We start from the raw sequence: 16,170 nt of genomic DNA on the forward strand, positions 1-16,170 counted from the left end.
CCCGGCGGTGAAGTGGACGAGCTTATTTGCCCTACTTGCAATAGCTATGACATCGAGGAGCTTCAGGAGGTGTCGGATGCACAGTAGCGCCGAGCTATTTCCTAGTATCCATGCCGGTGCCGTGTTCGAAGCCTCTGCTGTGGCTCATGCCCATAAATCTGGGATCAACCCGGTGGAGCTCGACGCATTAGCTCAAGCGATCGGCCGCCTTGCTCGTGACCACAGCACCGTGGTCCCAATGAGCATGCGTGAGGATCTGTTGGAGTTTGAGAAGCTCGGCTACGTCGAGCTGACCAACACGCCCAGCGCAACAATTACCGTTGAACTGCTCTGTGCGGGCGCCTTGCTATCCAGCTACTTCTGGTCGGTTTGGGTGCCCCGCTACCTCCAGTGCTGCTCGCTGAAAGTGGCCGTCATGTCTCACCTGCAACACACCGCGGAAGTTCAGCACTGCAGCGTGGTGTTCCGCGTGCCTGGAGCACGTGAGGCTACGCGTCACTTTTTGCATGAGCTCGGTACCAAGTTTCCTGGCGATCAGGCTGAAATCATCGCGATCCAGACCGGTAACGTTCTGGCAGACAGGGATGCAGAGCTATGACCACCAATCTCCTACGCGGAAAAAGCGAGAGCCTTCGTGTACTCGTGAAGTTTGCTGAAGCGAATGGCTGGACGGTGTCTCGCACTCAAGGTGGCCATATCAAGTTCACGAAATCTGGCCTTGGATCGATTTACACCTCATCAACCGCAAGCGATTACCGCTCAGGCCTCAACGCCAAAGCCCGTATTCGTCGTGCTGATCGAGCTCAAACCCTACACTCGCAGGAGGCAATCTAATGCCTATCCGTCATTGCATCGTCCACCTGATCGACAAAAAACCCGATGGCACACCTGCTGTTCTCCAGGCACGCGATTCGGAGCTATCCGAATCGGTCGCCATCGAGAACATGCTTGCCGACCTCAACGAGAGCTATAACGCCAAACAAGGCAAGGCCTGGGGTTTCTTCCATGCCGAGTCCGGCGCGCACCCGTTTAGCGGCTGGTTAAAGCAGTACTTTGAAGGTGACCAGGACTTCACCGCCTTCAGCCACACGGCGGTCGAGCATCTGCAAAAGCTGATGGAAGAGTCCAACCTCTCCACCGGTGGCCACGTACTGTTTGCCCATTACCAGCAAGGCATGACCGACTACCTAACTGTCGCCCTGCTCCACCACAGTGAAGGCGTGGTGGTTACTGACGATCTGGACGTCACTCCTTCACGCCACCTGGACGTTGGCCAGTTGCACCTGGCAGCGCGTATCAACTTGTCCGAGTGGCAGAACAACAAGCAATCCAAGCAGTACATCTCGTACATCAAAGGCAAAAACGGTAAGAAGATCTCGGGGTATTTCAGCGACTTCATTGGCTGCATGGAAGGCGTCGACGGCCCGGGCGAAACCCGCGCCCTCCTCAAGGCGTTCAGCGACTTCGTTGAAAACGAAGACCTGCCAGACGAATCGGCCCGCGAGAAAACCAAGGCCCTGGTGGACTACGCCACCAGCCAGGCCAAGCTCGGTGAACCCATGGGCCTGGAGGAACTGTCAGGCTTGATCGATGAAGATCGCCCCAAGGCGTTCTACGACCATATCCGCAATAAGGACTACGGCCTGTCGCCGGAAATCCCCCTGGATAAACGCACTCTCAACCAATTCCGTCGGTTCACCGGCCGTGCCGAAGGCTTGTCCATCAGTTTTGAAGCGCATCTGCTAGGGGACAAGATCGAGTACGACGAGGCGTCCAATTCATTAGTCATCAAGGGGTTACCTACCCAACTCACTGATCAGTTGAAACGTCGCTGAACACACTTTCTACCCTAGGCATCGGAGCCCACCATGAGTAACAAACCACAGCGTCTGCATGAAGAAAAATTCGTTATTCGCCTGCCCGACGGGATGCGCGAACGCATCGCGTTGGAAGCACGTGAAAACGCCAGGTCGATGAACTCAGAAATTGTTTATCGGCTGGAGACAACTGCCGAACTTGAAGCTGCTCTGGATCGTGCTTTGAAAATCATTGACCAGCTTTTGGCGGCAAGCCCGGCTTATGAGCAGCCAGGAGCCAGAGTATGAAAGCGTCTTTGGCCCAAACCATGAAAGATAAGCTGTTGCTGCCGGCGTTTGAATCGAAGTCGCCGGTGGCAGCGCGAATGAGCGACCCCATCGTCGATACCCCCATGCTGTTGACTCTCGACGAAACGCTGCCGTATGACGAAAACCCAAGGACGACTCGTAACCCGAAGTACGATGAAATTAAAGAGTCGATACGAAATCGGGGACTCGATACGCCACCTCCCGTCACTCGTAAACCTGGGGAAGATAAGTACCGGATCCGCAACGGCGGCAACACTCGCCTGGCAATTTTAAACGAGTTGTATCGTGAGACCGGCGACGAGAAGTACTTCAAGTTTCACTGCCTATTTCGACCCTGGGACGCCGTTCGGGGCGAAATCATCTCGCTCACCGGCCACTTGGCTGAAAACGACCTCCAAGGCCAGCTCCTGTTCATTGAGCGGGCTATTGGGGTCGACAAAGCGAGAGCGCTGTATGAAACAGAGGCAGGGGAGTCTATCTCATTACGTGAGCTTTCACGGCGGCTGTCAGCGGATGGCTACCCGGTCTCCGCGTCTCACTTGAGTCGTATGCACGACACCATTCGGTACTTACTGCCAGCAATTCCAGGCGCGCTGTACTCTGGACTGGGAGTAGACAGAATCATAAAGCTTCTGTCTTTGCGCAAAACAGCTCTTCAGTGCTGGGATCGCAATTATCAAGAGCAGGAGCAGCACCTTGATTTCGATACGCTTTTCCAAGATGTACTGTCCCAGTTTGAGGGCGACGCTGAAGAATTTCTATTCCAGCGATTTCAGGACGAACTGATAGATCACCTTAAAAAGCCGCTGAACCTCGGCTACGAGCAAATACTGTTGGAAATCACTCAGAACCAGGACCAATTGCGCCGGTCTACGCCGGTTCTTGAGCTGCCACAGTACCCTGCATCGCAATTTGAGGGGGGGACTCAACTTAACGTTTCGAACAATGGCATTGAGGCTAATCAGAACCCTCTACAACTACCCCCTACTACTTCGGGGGGCAGCACACATAAGACGACGCCCTCCAAAGAGAGTCCTTCACCTCAAGGGGTGCAACAGCAACTGGCCCCAACTCCGCAGGAGCAAATGAGCCCACAAGAGCGCCAAGCACGTATCGATGGGCACGTTGCGAGCCCTGTGAAGACTTCTCCCAGAGTCGACAAGATGAAACGGGAGCTCGCTGCGCTTGACGGTGAGGTCTTGCCCGACTTCGCCTCCAATGCCTTGGTGGCCATCCCTGTTCAAGCTGGCGGACTCAATCCCATTTCTGACCTTTGGTACATCGAACGCGAAATAGACAATACCGCGACCCTGCGTCAGCACATCGCTCAATTGGCTCGCGAAATAGCCAGCTCGGTCAAAGCCCCAGGTCAATTTATCGATATCGATGGTGGCGTCGGGTTCAGCTACCGACACCCCGAAGCGGAAGTCGAAATTACTGCCACAGCCCAACATACCTTGACGCTGCTCCAGTCTTTGAGCGGCTCGATGGCCATCGTACTGAAAATGATTCAGCAGCAACCCAAGCTTCAAATCGACGCGTTGGCTGACTTTGAGTTCGCAGCCGGACTGGGCCAGATCTTACTGGGCCAGCCTCACACAAAAGATCAGCCCCCTGAAAGTGAATGCCGTCTCAGCGACGGCGCTCTAGTGAAGCTGTTCCGCATTATTCGTCTCGCAAGACGTTTGATTGACCTGGAAATCCAGTCAGTCGCCAACAACGGTCCGAATTCAGCCAGTTAACACACGGACTCTACAAGGGGGAGTCGTCATGTCCAAGACACCAATAAATGAAGCAATCCTGTCACAGGTGCTTCATCACATGCGTAATGGCCAACTTCGGCGCTGCATCGAAATGGGCCTGGAGCCAGAGATATTGGCTCAGCTCCAACAACCTTCAGTACTGAGCTTGCTGCTTAACACTCCCGTGTCTTGGTGCAACGTCACCATTGATGGGGACATGGTAAAAAAACTACTGTCAGGCGCGCAGCGTTCTGATGAAGAAGTGCGCATGATTGAACGTGCGCTGCGACTTGGCGCGACCACTCAAATGCTGCAACAGTTCTTCGGGCTGTCTCCGCAGGATGTGGCCCTTCAACGCCTAATGATCGGCGTGACGGCACGTCGTGGCCGTTGGCGCGAATTCAGTGAGGAGATGGACGCTCAGCTTTGGTACCGATGGACGCACCTAATGCAAGAGCATCAGGTAGAGCTTGGCGACAGTCTCGCGTTGCTGGACATCGCCATGTTGGTCGCCGAGGAACTCAATGCTCCACAGGATACTAGCCCAGATGAGACCCACGAAAACCTCAGCCTGGCCATCATCTGGCATCGCATTCAGTCCTGGATAAAGGAAGGGCTTTACCCTCCTGCAAACCCTGGCCTTCCGAGAAGGCTACAGCTTGTGTCTTCTCAACGACTTGCACAGCCTGCAGCGACATCGGTGGAAGGTGACTCTGTATTATGAGGTTGTCTCGGCTTCCCTTGTCGACGCTTTTAGACTCGGCCTCGGGTCACCTTGAAGCTCATTTGCTTCAGAAAAAAGAGTCGGCGCCTCCGGGGATTGAAGGGTCTTCCCCCTACTCCGGAATTATTTTCAGCGGGAACCCACACGAAACGGTTCCTCGCCGATTGCTTTTGGATGATCGCTTAACCCCGCTTGAAAGAAACACCTGGCAGGTATTTCGCCTACTGATCAATGACGACGGCCTTACGGCGTTCCCTACCTATGACCAACTGCGGCCATATTTGGGTATGCAACCCGGTAGGCCTGCCTCGCGTGAAACTGTATCAAAAGCATTAGTGACCTTACGTCTCACCCGTTGGCTTAGCCTGGGGCGACGGGTGCGCAATGATCTGAGTGGACAAGTGCAAGGCAACGTCTACCTGCTTCACGACGAACCGGTCACACCGGCCGAAGCTATAGAGTTCGACAAGGACTACTTGCAGCTACTCGCGCAGTCAATGCAGCACCAGACCAAGGTGATTCGCGAAGTGGCAGAAATTGCCTGGAAGGAATTTGCAGCTGATCCTGATGTTGGCCAACGCTTACCTAGCAGGCTGGACATCATCGAATCCCGCATGAATAGCCAGGCCTGGACCAAAGCGCAGGCTCCAGTCGTTCTTAAAGCGACTGAGTTCGGAATCCGAACTCAGCAAAATATAGCTCTATCTCCACTGAGTTCGGATACCGAACTCAGTGAAAAAGGCGAAGAGCGAATCGCTTTGGAGCAGAGTTCGGATGCCGAACTCAGCCGTAAATCACTGAGTTCGGACTTAGTTCGGCATCCGAACTCATATAGTACGTATACAGATACACACAAAGATGTTTGTAAAAGCTCTGTACATGTACCGCCCACACCAAACGACATCGCTGCCGATTTGCTCGGTGCACTGCATCGACTACCGGTCGAGCAAAAACAGAACGCGGTCCTGGCGCTGCAAAAGGTTCCAGCAGAGTTGAAAACCGCGCTCATCAAACAATGGGTCCACCGCTGTGACTCGGGAGGGGTCCGAAACCCGCTTGGATACTTAATGACGCTCGTCGGCATGGCCGTTCGCGGCGATTTCAACAGCCAATGGAACCCTGACGACAAGGCAAAAGCGAGCCCCGAGCGTCAAGACGCTTCAGCCCCGCCAGAGGGCGCAGAGCAGCCGACGAAGACGCTAACGCAGACGCGTAGCCCTGAGTCGATACAAACCGCAAAACACACACTCAGCGGAATGCTGCATCTGCTGAAGCCTAATCGGGGTACACATCCATGATGTCAGGTGGACAACCAGAATATCGTGGTAACGCGGCCCAGAGCGAAGCGGTCGTGACCGGAATCTGTGCCAGCTACACAGCAAGTGTTGCGGCCCGCAACACCCTGACAGGAACCGAAATACGCCGCGGCCGCCACGCAAGTGACTCGGCCCAAATCACTTGCCCAGGATCCGGCATTCGTGCCAGCGACACGGCAAGTGTTGTGGCCCACAACACCCTGACAGCATCCGGCACCGGAGGTGGCCGCCATATAAGTGGTGCGGCCCGCACCACCTTGGCAGGATCCGGCATCCGTGCCGGCGACATGGCAAGTGTTGTGGCCCACAACACCCTGACAGCATCCGGCACCGGAGGTGGCCGCCATATAAGTGGTGCGGCCCGCACCACCTTGGCAGGATCCGGCATCCGTGCCGGCGACACGGCAAGTGTTGTGGCCCACAACACCCTGACAGCATCCGGCACCGGAGGTGGCAGCCATATAAGTGGTGCGGCCCGCACCACCTTGGCAGGATCCGGCATCCGTGCCGGCGACATGGCAAGTGTTGTGGCCCACAACACCCTGACAGCATCCGGCACCGGAGGTGGCAGCCATATAAGTGGTGCGGCCCGCACCACCTTGGCAGGATCCGGCATCCGTGCCGGCGACATGGCAAGTGTTGTGGCCCACAACACCCTGACAGCATCCGGCACCGGAGGTGGCCGCCACGCAGGGGATTCGGTCCGCACCGGCGAGTTTCAGCTCTTCCTATATAGAAGCCTCAACAAATCCCCTTCCATCGGGCTACGTATTTAATGCTGCGTCTCCTATAGCCAAATTGCAGCATGGGTACGTCAATCCTCTTCCCAAGGAAACACTGCACCATGGCTGATAACTTCCGGCTCAACATCGGTTCACTGCGCAGCGATGTGAAGCTCACCCTTCACACTCACCACGCCGCTCGTATATGGATGGGGCGCCCTAAAAATGACCTCAAAGCCGGCATCATTGGTCTGTCAGGGTTCTGCACTGTCGTCAATCGAATGTCTCGAGGCGCCCAACAGGATGATCCCTACTCTGACTGGTGGATGATCCTCCTCGAGGAAAAGATCAACGATTCCAAGGAAGCGTTAAAGACCATCGAAGATCGCCTGGACACAGCCATGGCCTCTCTTCCACCGGCCATCAGCATTAGCGAAAACCTCTCGATCCAGCCTGTCAGCCTCCCGCTGTACATCTCCAATCCCCTGGGATTTCAGGCTGTGTACCTGCTGACGAACTACGACGAAATTGTCAGACGCATTCTGTTGGCCCAGCACGTTGGCCTTGTCGGGCGCCACGATATGGAAACCTGGATCGACGAAGGCGCAGCGGTACTGCGGAGACTGTTTGGTCTGGCCCAGATCTATAAGTACTCAGGCGCTGCCCGCGACGACTTCGCTGCAAACAATGCCAAGGCTGAAGCAGCCCGCAAAATGTACGAGCGGTACGGTGAGCTGCCACAAGACATCCTGGAAGGCACCCGCCGTTCGAATTTCGCGCCACCGATCATCCGCGGTCAGCAGCAAACCGAGACGGATGATCATCTCGATGACCCCGTTGAGGGTTAAAGAGCATGGGCCAGATTCCCTCCAATGATGGGTCGCTGCAACAGACCGCCTTCCGGCCACTGCAACAGGAAGCCTTTCAGCGACTGCAACAGGCTGCCTCACTAAAGGGCCTTTTAAAGCCTTTTAAAGGTAAGGGGGAGCTGACCCAATTTGCCGATCTTTGCCGAGCTCAAGAATCGGACTTAAAAGCTCTTGCCCAGGAAGTGCTGAGCCAGGCCCGCCGATATCCATTCACCCTAGTTCCAGTGCGGTTGACTGAGCAGAACACCCAAGCCGGCACCCAGTTTTTGAGATGGCAGCAGGTGACAGATCGGCGGATGGGCGTAGGGGTTTGGGCAGAAATGATGGGCTCACCCAGAACACCGGAATCCATGCTGCAGGATCTTTACGTGATGGAGCTGCAGCGCATCACCTTGAATATGCAAATGAGTTTGCTGCACTCGATCACCAAACAGGCCGCCGAGTGCGCAGAAAAAATGGGCCAGGCAGAGGCCGTGTATACCGCTCGCCTGCAGCAGCTCAACAACCCAACGCAACACCAATAACCTCGGAGAATACTCATGGGCACGCCCGTACAAGGCTGGGAAGGCAATATCGGTTCTGCACCGGAATTCAAAGAATTCCCCAACGGCAATAAAGACCCACGTCGACTCATGCGAGCCAACGTTTACTTCGACAATTCGATTCCGGATGGCAAAGGCGGCTACGAAGATCGTGGCGGTTTTTGGGCGAATGTGGAGTGGTGGCACAAGGACGCCGAGCATTATTCGCAACTGTTCCAGAAAGGTATGCGAGTGCTGGTTTCCGGTCGCGCCGTTATGGACCGTTGGAAGAACGACGATGGCGAATTCGAAGCTTTGAAAATCCAGGCCAGCCGGGTCGGCATGCTGCCACACCGCGTGACCATGGTGAATCTGGCGCCTTCGCAAAACCAGAATTCGCAACAGTCCAACAGACCCGAATCGCGGCCGCAGCCAGCTCCAGGCCCGGATGAATATCCAGATACCGATCCACCGCAATTCTGAAAACAGGGGCTTAATTTTTCGGCCCATTCGTGTAGCTGTCGGTGTTGGGGGAAACAGCTCATCGTTTCCCCCGACCTCATTAGAGAACCACTACAAATTAGGACGTGCCGATGGATGAAGTTTTGAGGGACCCAACAGGGTACGTTGTCATTGGCGCAGAGCACCCAGCTTTAGGCCGTGTTTACTGGGCTTACTTTGATGAAAGCGAGGTGAATGCTCCGGACTACTACGGGCTCACCCTGGACATAAACCGAGCATCATGGGCTCCAGTTGGGTGGCGAACGGGAGAGTATCTGATGGGGGGCCGTGGAGAGACAGACCTTGATACCTGGCAAGCCCGCCGATTTATCAACACCTTGCTCGATGAATACCGCTTAGATACTGAATACCGCGTCGACTTTGACGACGACGACGAAATGACTGAACACTTATACGGCAAGCTGGAACAACTACGTGTTCAAAGCGGACAATCCACTCAGGACTTCATCGCGTGGATCAGAGTTGCGAACTGGACGGACGAGCCAGCTTCGAATTGACATCAAACCGCCAATTGGTTGGCAAAAAATCGCGCCATTCGTTAACTTTCAGGTTGAGTCACACTTCCATTCGGCTATCTCAAGCACAGAAGTTTAAAACTTCCGTTTTTGATGCAAAAAAATGCGCTATTCGTGATGTTACTGTCTGATAGATCTGTTCTTCGGGGACCGATAGCCAATGGCGCAATCTCGAACTTCTTTGAAACCAGCAGATAGGCGGCAATTCAATAACCCCCATACTGCCGTTCAAATAGCCGGTGCTGACGCCGCCCGAAAAGGGCTACGGGTGTATGACTGCCCTTACCACCATCCTGCGATGCGCGCGTCGTGGCTAAAGGGCTTTGCCCAGGAACAGCAGCTGACGCTGGACCTCTAGCCGCTAAAAGCCTCCCGTTGTGCATTGACCATTTCCCATTGAAGCCTTACCTGCCATGACGTGACAGTCCCGCTCTGCATAATTGAGAAGGGGCACACCGTGAAGCTATTGATCATCGAGGCACCTGGGAAGCTGAAAAAGCTTCAGCCAATGATGAAGAAACTGCGCCCAGGCGAACACTGGTTGGTTGTCGCCAGTGGTGGGCACATACGTGACTTGCCCGCCAGAGGGCAGGACGACAGCATGATCACCACAGGCGTCCGCAAAAATTACACACCGGTGTACGAGATCCTGGATAAGAGCGCCAAGGCCGTGCGGACCATCAAGGCCGCAGCTAAACAGGCCGATGAAATCTACCTCGCAACCGATCCGGATCGCGAAGGTGAAAGCATCAGCTGGCACATCCAGCAGGTACTGGCGGTCAAATCCTACAAACGCATCACCTTCAATGAAATCACCCTGAAGCGTGTCGCAGAGGCTCTAGCCAATCCTCGCCAAATCGATTTGAACAGAGTCGCGTCACAAGAATGCCGGCGTGTACTTGATCGTTTGGTGGGTTACCTGGTGACTCAGGAGCTACGCCGACTGATGGGCAAGCCCACCTCTGCAGGCCGCGTGCAATCGCCTGCCGTATACCTGGTGGTTTTGCGCGAGCGCGAGATCCGCAACTTTCAGGTAATCAACCACTTCGGTGTGCGTCTGAACTTTGTGGATATGAATCAGGGCACCACCTGGTATGCAGACTGGCAACCGGTACCGGATTTCGCGAGCAAAGACTTTCCTTACGTTCAAGATGCCAACCTGGCCCGACTCGTCGCCGGCACACGTAATGTCGTCGTCGAGTCCTGTGAAGACCGCAAGGCCGAGCGCCACCCACCCGCGCCCTTCATCTCTTCCACCCTTCAACAAGCAGCCAGCAACGCCTTGAAATGGGACCCGGACAAGACCATGCAAGTCGCCCAGCGATTGTATGAACAAGGCGTGATCACCTACCACAGGACGGATAATCCCAACGTACCAGACGAGGCCATGGAGGATATTAGAACCGTAGCTAGATCTATCGGATTGAAGACCGTCGACGAGCGACGTACATTCAAGGCCGCCGAAGGCGCGCAGGAAGGCCACCCCGCTATTACCCCGACGCATTGGGCTGATACAAAAGCTGGTGAGAACGACGAGGAACTCGCCCTGTACAAGTTGATTTGGGTCCGGGCGCTGGCCAGCCAGATCGAAGCGGCGGTATTCGACGTGCGTGCTGTAAAACTGCTCGCGGTTGGCCCAAATGGTAAGGCTTTGCGATTCAATGCAACTGGTGAAACCCTTTTTCATCCTGGGTGGCGGAAACTGCTCAAGGGCGATGACACAGACGATGAGGAAGATGGAGCAGCGAGCAACCCAGTTCCTGCACTCACACCAAAACAGATCATCTCTGTGCACAACGGAGAACTGCTGAAGAAGAAAACTCAGCCGCCATCCCGCTACACCAAGGCCAGTCTAATCAAAGAAATGGAGCGCCGCGGTATTGGTCGTCCCAGCACGTTCGCCTCGATCTTGAAGAACATCACCAGCAAAGGAATGATTGAGGAAAAAAGCCGCAAGCTGGTACCGGCGCCGCTGGGGGAGGAAACAATCGCGAAGCTGGAAGGGTTCTACAGTTTCGTGGAGCTCGATTTTACGAGGGAGCTGGAGCGGGATTTGGACAAAGTCGCCCAGGGCCAAGACACCTATGGAGCTGTCGTTGCGCGTCTGCATAGACGCCTGGAAGAGGAACTGTCTCAGCAACGTGGAATGCCGAGTGTGCCGATGGCGTCCGCTCCACGCCCAGCCACAGCAGGTGGCGCTTTCAACTGTCCCAAGTGCAATCAACCCCTCGCAAGGCGACAAAAAAAAGGGGGCGGTGGCTATGACTTTTGGGGTTGCACAGGCTTCAAATCGAATGGATGCAAGGTGAGTTTTCCAAACTTGAATGGCAAACCAGATCTCAATAAACCCAGAGGGGTGTGACTTCTGCCATTGCCGATATAAATCACCGACAACGCCGTTACGCATTAACCCTAGAAGCCCACCATTCCTATACCTGACAGTCCTCTGCGAAATTGCAGAGGAGGTCATGGGTGAGCGTACAGAAGAGACAATCGGTGGTGGGGCTGCGCATCTTAGCGCCGAAGCTGGAGAAGTTCTCACATCGGCAAATTGAAGTCGCCCAGACCTGGGCTTTACAATTTAACGTACCGCCCTCCCAGCTGACCTCCTTCATCGATACCTATCTGAGTTCCACTGTCCATACTCGTTGCTGGTGCGTAGCCCTGCCCTCTACAGATGATCAAACACGGCGGCTCCTGGCCAGAATCGGCGATCACCTCCAGTACTTCGATGGTCATCAGGTTAAGGCCTGCAAAATCTTCAGCAAGGACCGCGTGCATAAGAGAAAACCCACCGCAATGGTGGCCCAGCAGCTACTGCTCAGGTTTGAAAAACGCTGGTATGCAGACGTCCTACTGACCTCCTTCTGCAAGTCTGCTGGAGAGAGGGCGAAAGCCCTTTCGATTGAAGATCTAGGAAGCTTTAATCGCCGCGGCTTCGATTGGACGGCGAGCAACAATCGGTACTTCAATCCCCGCACCCGATTTTACCTGAAGCAGATTGGCAGCACGCTGAAGCAGTTTTGCCAGTGTCTGGACCAAGAGCTTTTATTCGCCATTCGTTCAGCGCAATGTCCCTCACCCAAGCTCTATAACTGGCTGGCTCAAGGTGACCGAAAACGCCGCCTTCAGGCCCTAAAAGCCCAGCCAGTACTGATTCCACTTCTGGTACTAGCAGATCAATGGCCGTGGCCGTGGGATGGGCAGCAGCAGGTATACATGAACTGCCCATGGGATGAACTTCAGGCGTGGCGCCCATACTGGAGTGAGGACCGTTATTTGATTTCCGCTGAAGAGTGCCTGGTAGGTCGCATAGCCGACGCGGGCCTCCCCCTTTCCGACACACTGGCTTGGCTGCTACAGGCGCCGCGCGCTGCAGTGCGCTACCTGGGTCAACAGCGGGTATTCGATACCGGCAGTGCATTGACCCGTATCAGCCGCGAGGGGCCACAAGGACCCTGGCATCGACTGCTGCTGGGAGCCTCACTGGGCAATCGCCGTCCTCTTAAAAAAGCGCACTGGATCACTCTCTTCGCGCTGCTGGATAAAATCCCGTATCAACTGCTGGATCAAACGCAGGACTGGAACAGGCTGCTGTCAGGGTGTCCAACTGATTGGTCGGACGACAATTGGTCCAAAATCGCCGACGACTTTCGAGACCTGAACGAGCTCTTTAACAACGTTGATGAGAGCGACGGACCAGCTTCTGGTGAAGCACTGCAGAAACTCAAAAGCTTCATTGCTACTGCTTCCTATCACCAGATCGCCAGCTTGGTGAATGGCTTTCACCTCGCGTTGATAGACATCCGTGAGGCTTTAGATGCAGTAGATCCACAAACAAGAACAGACTCTTTAACGCCCTGGAAGCCGCTGCTTTATTCAACCAGCACACCCCTCGTGAGTCCAAATGGGCTGCAAATTATCGAACTGAAGTGCCCCGCCGATCTTGATGCGGAACATCGAGCGCTGGGCCATTGCATTGATGGTTACGACTACAGTGCTTATCGGGGCATCTGCCGTCTTTTTTCGGTTCGCGAAAACGGGAAATCGTTGGCCTCTGCAGAAATCCAAATGGATGAAAGTGCCTGGGGCGAAACGTTAGCAAAATTGACTCCCAAACACCTGGTGACGATACAACTGAGAGGGCTCCGCAATCGCACACCTAAGTCGGGCTCCAGGGTTGACCGGGCCTATCAATGGTTTTGGGCAAAGATCAAATCGGGTGAGCTCGCCATTAACCTGGAATGGCCCGACCAAACACTATCCATGTCGCGCTATACAAATCGAAACCGGAAAAAAATGCATGCCCAGGCCTGTGCGGAATGGATCAACCAACGATTGAGCAGGACATGAGTCGTCCACGTCTGATGAACCGCCGGCAGGACCTGGTCGAAAAAGTCATTTTTGACGGCTATGACTTCGGGGTCTTAATGCAATACGTTGAGGGTGCGAACCGGCTGTTTCTCGAACGTAATGGTTTCTATATTCGGCGTGCCGAGCATCCTCAACATCGCTATTGGCGATTACCAAAAGGCAAGTTGCTGGATGACCTGGATGTGCTCTTCCACCGTTTGATGGAGTTGTCCGAGGACCGTTTCAATGAAAGTTGGGAGACGTTTTCACATAAAATCACAGCCGCACAAAACGACCCAGATCGGCAGGCATTCACGTGGGGGCTGACCTTTCGGATAGCTCCACTCGTTCAGGGCGGGATCCTGCTGTCAGGTGACTACCATCCTGGCGCGGTCGCCGTTTCAAGGCGCATGCACGGCGTGTTTCTCGGGCATTCCAAGTCCTGGCGCATTGACGCTGGTGCGGAAGTGGTGCGAAGCAACTTGATCCTGGAGCTTGGATTGTCGGAGGATCAGTTCGAAATCCTCGACACCGTGCAAGAGCTGCTGACCGACGGATCCGTTGTTCCAGCTGATGAAATCACCCGCATCAGTCTTGGTGGACCGCCACAAGAGCGCGCAGCAAAAGCGGCTGACGATAGCACCTCAACCGATGTGTATTTAGCCGCGGTGCCCTCAATCGAGCGCACCGGGTCCACTACCGAACAGATTAACCAGGCATTGGCTGGTTATTCTTTACTGGACCATCAACCGGCAGGCATCCGGCACTTGCTACAGCGCACAAGCGCCTTGCTTGCGGATGACATGGGGCTTGGTAAAACTCGCCAAGCAATCATTGCCGCTGCAATCCGAGCAGCTAATAGACCCATCTTGGTTATCACCCTGTCGACGTTGATCATCAACTGGCAACGCGAAATCCAGATGGTGTATCCCAAGGCCACTATCGGCCAACAGGTCTTTGATCCCTCTTCGCAATGGATTATCACCAACTACGAACGCCTTGGCGATTTTGTTCTGCATGCAGGACACTTTGAAGTGATGATCATCGACGAGGCGCACCGCCTGAAAGAGCCGACCGCCGCGTGGACACGTCACGGCTTCGACATTGCCGCCAAGATACCCAACCGTTACCTGCTGACGGGTACGCCAGTCCTCAACCGAGAATCTGAGCTGCACACGCTGCTACGGCTATCCGGCCACCCCGTTGGGAAACTGCCCTTGAAAGAATTCTGCGAACAGTTCGCCGGCAGTCAGGATTTCCGCATGAATCTGCGGGGCGCAATCGGCGATTGGATGCTCCGTCGACGCAAGGATGTCTTGCCCGGTCTCAAGGGCAAACAGCGCCAAACTTTACCCATCGAACTCACTGCTGAAGAGCGCAAGCAATACGATCAAATTCGGCTCGAAGACAGGCCTAGCCTCGCCAGGTTGGGATCACTGCGTCAGTTGCTTGAGCAGGTAAAGATTCGTGTCGTAATGGATCTGCTGTGCGAACTGGACGCGGAGGACAAAGTAATCTTGTTCTGTGAGTTCAAGGATACGGTAGGAACACTTCGCACTCGGTGCAAGCAAGCTGAGTACGGGTGCGTCACGGTTGTCGGCAGTGACTCTGTAGGCAAACGGCAGAAGGCGATCGATCAATTCCAAAGTGATCCAGAAACCCGCGTCTTTGCCGCCACTACCTCCGCTGCCGGCACCGGCAACAACCTCACTGCGGCCAACTATGTGATGTTCCTGGGCCTCCCCTGGACGCCTGGACTGCAGGACCAGGCTGAGGACAGGGCCTACCGCAATGGGCAATTGCGCATGGTCGTGGTGAAAATCCCGCTGGTGGAAAACACAATCGACCAGATGCTTTGGCAAATGCTGCAGGATAAGCGTCAGTTGGCAAGTGACCTCATTGAGCCCGACGCGGCCGGCAACGCGAGACAAGCATTGGCGACCAATTTGTAGATCTGCGGTATATCACTGCTTCTTAGTGGCTGAGACCTTGTAAACGTACTTGGAACCATTACTTTTGTTTTCTGGAATCTAATAGGCCTCCCCATCGGCAACAATAGTTTCGTTCGATATCTGCAAACTTCCGAAAGTGGCAAATCTATTTCGATTTTACCCACTTTGCTCGTATTCATTTCGAGGAGTCGAACATAATTGACTTTGTTACGTATTAGAATCTTCCCATCGCTCATAATGGCCGTCGAGACCCATTCAGAAGAGACTGATCTCACTGAAAGGCACGGACAGTTTTGGCGGACTCGTTGAATCCAGCGCGATACGCCAATATCCAACATCATGCCAAGCGCCATGCTTGAATCCTACTTCTGGATACGTACCGATGTGAGCGAAGCCTAGTGCTTCATGCAGCCCCACGCTGCCATCGTTTGGCAGCGCGATCCCGGCAAAGGCTGCGTGAAACCCTTGCCTTTTCAATGTCGGCAGCAACACGCCATACAGTGCCCGGCCGACCCCGCTACGGTGCGCTTCTGGCGATATATAAACGGTGACGTCGACCGACCAGCGATAGGCCTCACGAGCCCGGTGCTGACTGGCATATGCATAGCCGATGAGCTGGCCGTCTCGCTCCGCTACCAGATACGGGTAAGTCGGCAAAGTCGACCCAATCCGCTTGGCCATCTCTTCGACTGTGGGCGGCTCAAGCTCAAACGAAATCGCCGTATGCTCAACCATCGGTGCGTAAATTGCCTGGATGGCTTGAGCGTCCGAAATCTGCGCAATCCTTACTGTGGTGTTGCTCATCCTC

17 protein-coding genes are annotated in these 16,170 nt (G+C 54.8%); 16 read left to right on the forward strand and 1 reads right to left on the reverse strand.

Annotated elements, in window-relative coordinates:
- Nucleotides 1-76: 76 nt before the first annotated feature.
- The 16 genes from FXO12_RS13850 (at nucleotide 77) to FXO12_RS13925 (ending at nucleotide 15,362) form a co-directional block, all read left to right on the forward strand.
- On the forward strand, nucleotides 77-598 hold the full coding sequence (locus FXO12_RS13850; protein WP_160049702.1) for a hypothetical protein: 522 nt from the start codon (nucleotides 77-79) through the stop codon (nucleotides 596-598).
- Nucleotides 595-834, forward strand: a complete 240-nt coding sequence (locus tag FXO12_RS29000) for a type II toxin-antitoxin system HicA family toxin (RefSeq protein WP_008437325.1) — start codon at nucleotides 595-597, stop codon at nucleotides 832-834. The genes FXO12_RS13850 and FXO12_RS29000 overlap by 4 nt, the downstream gene beginning before the upstream one ends.
- Entirely contained in the window at nucleotides 834-1,835 is a 1,002-nt protein-coding gene (gene yejK / locus FXO12_RS13860) for a nucleoid-associated protein YejK (RefSeq protein ID WP_008437326.1), read from the forward strand. The genes FXO12_RS29000 and yejK overlap by 1 nt, the downstream gene beginning before the upstream one ends.
- Nucleotides 1,836-1,868: 33 nt before the next feature.
- Nucleotides 1,869-2,105, forward strand: coding sequence for an Arc family DNA-binding protein (locus tag FXO12_RS29305; RefSeq protein WP_008437327.1), 237 nt, complete (start codon nucleotides 1,869-1,871; stop codon nucleotides 2,103-2,105).
- Nucleotides 2,102-3,868: a ParB family protein gene (locus FXO12_RS13870; RefSeq protein WP_008437328.1), complete on the forward strand. Its 1,767-nt coding sequence runs from the start codon at nucleotides 2,102-2,104 to the stop codon at nucleotides 3,866-3,868. The genes FXO12_RS29305 and FXO12_RS13870 overlap by 4 nt, the downstream gene beginning before the upstream one ends.
- Before the next feature lie 28 nt (nucleotides 3,869-3,896).
- The gene (locus FXO12_RS13875; protein WP_008437329.1) at nucleotides 3,897-4,592 is read left to right on the forward strand and encodes a DUF2857 domain-containing protein; all 696 of its coding nucleotides are present in this window, start codon (nucleotides 3,897-3,899) and stop codon (nucleotides 4,590-4,592) included.
- The gene (locus FXO12_RS13880; protein WP_019816979.1) at nucleotides 4,589-5,890 is read left to right on the forward strand and encodes an STY4528 family pathogenicity island replication protein; all 1,302 of its coding nucleotides are present in this window, start codon (nucleotides 4,589-4,591) and stop codon (nucleotides 5,888-5,890) included. The genes FXO12_RS13875 and FXO12_RS13880 overlap by 4 nt, the downstream gene beginning before the upstream one ends.
- 203 nt (nucleotides 5,891-6,093) lie before the next feature.
- Nucleotides 6,094-6,684: a hypothetical protein gene (locus FXO12_RS13885; RefSeq protein ID WP_160049703.1), complete on the forward strand. Its 591-nt coding sequence runs from the start codon at nucleotides 6,094-6,096 to the stop codon at nucleotides 6,682-6,684.
- Nucleotides 6,685-6,752: 68 nt separating this feature from the next.
- On the forward strand, nucleotides 6,753-7,478 hold the full coding sequence (locus FXO12_RS13890; RefSeq protein ID WP_008437331.1) for a PFL_4669 family integrating conjugative element protein: 726 nt from the start codon (nucleotides 6,753-6,755) through the stop codon (nucleotides 7,476-7,478).
- Nucleotides 7,479-7,483: 5 nt separating this feature from the next.
- Complete coding sequence (locus FXO12_RS13895; RefSeq protein WP_008437334.1) at nucleotides 7,484-8,023, forward strand: DUF3158 family protein; 540 nt, start codon at nucleotides 7,484-7,486, stop codon at nucleotides 8,021-8,023.
- Between the two features lie 15 nt (nucleotides 8,024-8,038).
- Complete coding sequence (locus FXO12_RS13900) at nucleotides 8,039-8,503, forward strand: single-stranded DNA-binding protein (RefSeq protein ID WP_008437336.1); 465 nt, start codon at nucleotides 8,039-8,041, stop codon at nucleotides 8,501-8,503.
- 110 nt (nucleotides 8,504-8,613) lie between these two features.
- On the forward strand, nucleotides 8,614-9,039 hold the full coding sequence (locus FXO12_RS13905; protein ID WP_008437339.1) for a hypothetical protein: 426 nt from the start codon (nucleotides 8,614-8,616) through the stop codon (nucleotides 9,037-9,039).
- 178 nt (nucleotides 9,040-9,217) lie between these two features.
- Nucleotides 9,218-9,415, forward strand: coding sequence for a CrpP family ICE-associated protein (locus tag FXO12_RS13910; RefSeq protein WP_073845721.1), 198 nt, complete (start codon nucleotides 9,218-9,220; stop codon nucleotides 9,413-9,415).
- 99 nt (nucleotides 9,416-9,514) lie between these two features.
- On the forward strand, nucleotides 9,515-11,419 hold the full coding sequence (topA, locus tag FXO12_RS13915; protein ID WP_008437341.1) for a type I DNA topoisomerase: 1,905 nt from the start codon (nucleotides 9,515-9,517) through the stop codon (nucleotides 11,417-11,419).
- A gap of 110 nt (nucleotides 11,420-11,529) precedes the next feature.
- Entirely contained in the window at nucleotides 11,530-13,410 is a 1,881-nt protein-coding gene (locus tag FXO12_RS13920) for a hypothetical protein (RefSeq protein WP_008437343.1), read from the forward strand.
- On the forward strand, nucleotides 13,407-15,362 hold the full coding sequence (locus tag FXO12_RS13925) for a DEAD/DEAH box helicase (RefSeq protein ID WP_024073377.1): 1,956 nt from the start codon (nucleotides 13,407-13,409) through the stop codon (nucleotides 15,360-15,362). The genes FXO12_RS13920 and FXO12_RS13925 overlap by 4 nt, the downstream gene beginning before the upstream one ends.
- Nucleotides 15,363-15,617: 255 nt before the next feature.
- Here the strand turns inward: FXO12_RS13925 and FXO12_RS13930 are convergent, their stop codons facing one another.
- Complete coding sequence (locus FXO12_RS13930) at nucleotides 15,618-16,166, reverse strand: arsinothricin resistance N-acetyltransferase ArsN1 family B (RefSeq protein WP_008437347.1); 549 nt, start codon at nucleotides 16,164-16,166, stop codon at nucleotides 15,618-15,620.
- Nucleotides 16,167-16,170: the final 4 nt, after the last annotated feature.

Source organism: Pseudomonas sp. J380 (assembly GCF_009827115.1).
In the GTDB taxonomy this organism is placed as follows: domain Bacteria; phylum Pseudomonadota; class Gammaproteobacteria; order Pseudomonadales; family Pseudomonadaceae; genus Aquipseudomonas; species Aquipseudomonas paracarnis.

What these genes read in the sequence shown, in the direction of transcription:
- FXO12_RS13925 (WP_024073377.1), top strand. Translation starts at nt 13,407, where the DNA reads ATGAGTCGTCCACGTCTGATGAACCGCCGGCAGGACCTGGTCGAAAAA.
- FXO12_RS13870 (WP_008437328.1), top strand. Translation starts at nt 2,102, where the DNA reads ATGAAAGCGTCTTTGGCCCAAACCATGAAAGATAAGCTGTTGCTGCCG.
- FXO12_RS29000 (WP_008437325.1), top strand. Translation starts at nt 595, where the DNA reads ATGACCACCAATCTCCTACGCGGAAAAAGCGAGAGCCTTCGTGTACTC.
- FXO12_RS13850 (WP_160049702.1), top strand. Translation starts at nt 77, where the DNA reads ATGCACAGTAGCGCCGAGCTATTTCCTAGTATCCATGCCGGTGCCGTG.
- FXO12_RS13900 (WP_008437336.1), top strand. Translation starts at nt 8,039, where the DNA reads ATGGGCACGCCCGTACAAGGCTGGGAAGGCAATATCGGTTCTGCACCG.
- FXO12_RS13895 (WP_008437334.1), top strand. Translation starts at nt 7,484, where the DNA reads ATGGGCCAGATTCCCTCCAATGATGGGTCGCTGCAACAGACCGCCTTC.
- FXO12_RS13890 (WP_008437331.1), top strand. Translation starts at nt 6,753, where the DNA reads ATGGCTGATAACTTCCGGCTCAACATCGGTTCACTGCGCAGCGATGTG.
- FXO12_RS13910 (WP_073845721.1), top strand. Translation starts at nt 9,218, where the DNA reads ATGGCGCAATCTCGAACTTCTTTGAAACCAGCAGATAGGCGGCAATTC.
- FXO12_RS13880 (WP_019816979.1), top strand. Translation starts at nt 4,589, where the DNA reads ATGAGGTTGTCTCGGCTTCCCTTGTCGACGCTTTTAGACTCGGCCTCG.
- FXO12_RS13930 (WP_008437347.1), bottom strand. Translation starts at nt 16,166, where the DNA reads ATGAGCAACACCACAGTAAGGATTGCGCAGATTTCGGACGCTCAAGCC.
- FXO12_RS29305 (WP_008437327.1), top strand. Translation starts at nt 1,869, where the DNA reads ATGAGTAACAAACCACAGCGTCTGCATGAAGAAAAATTCGTTATTCGC.
- FXO12_RS13905 (WP_008437339.1), top strand. Translation starts at nt 8,614, where the DNA reads ATGGATGAAGTTTTGAGGGACCCAACAGGGTACGTTGTCATTGGCGCA.
- FXO12_RS13875 (WP_008437329.1), top strand. Translation starts at nt 3,897, where the DNA reads ATGTCCAAGACACCAATAAATGAAGCAATCCTGTCACAGGTGCTTCAT.
- yejK (WP_008437326.1), top strand. Translation starts at nt 834, where the DNA reads ATGCCTATCCGTCATTGCATCGTCCACCTGATCGACAAAAAACCCGAT.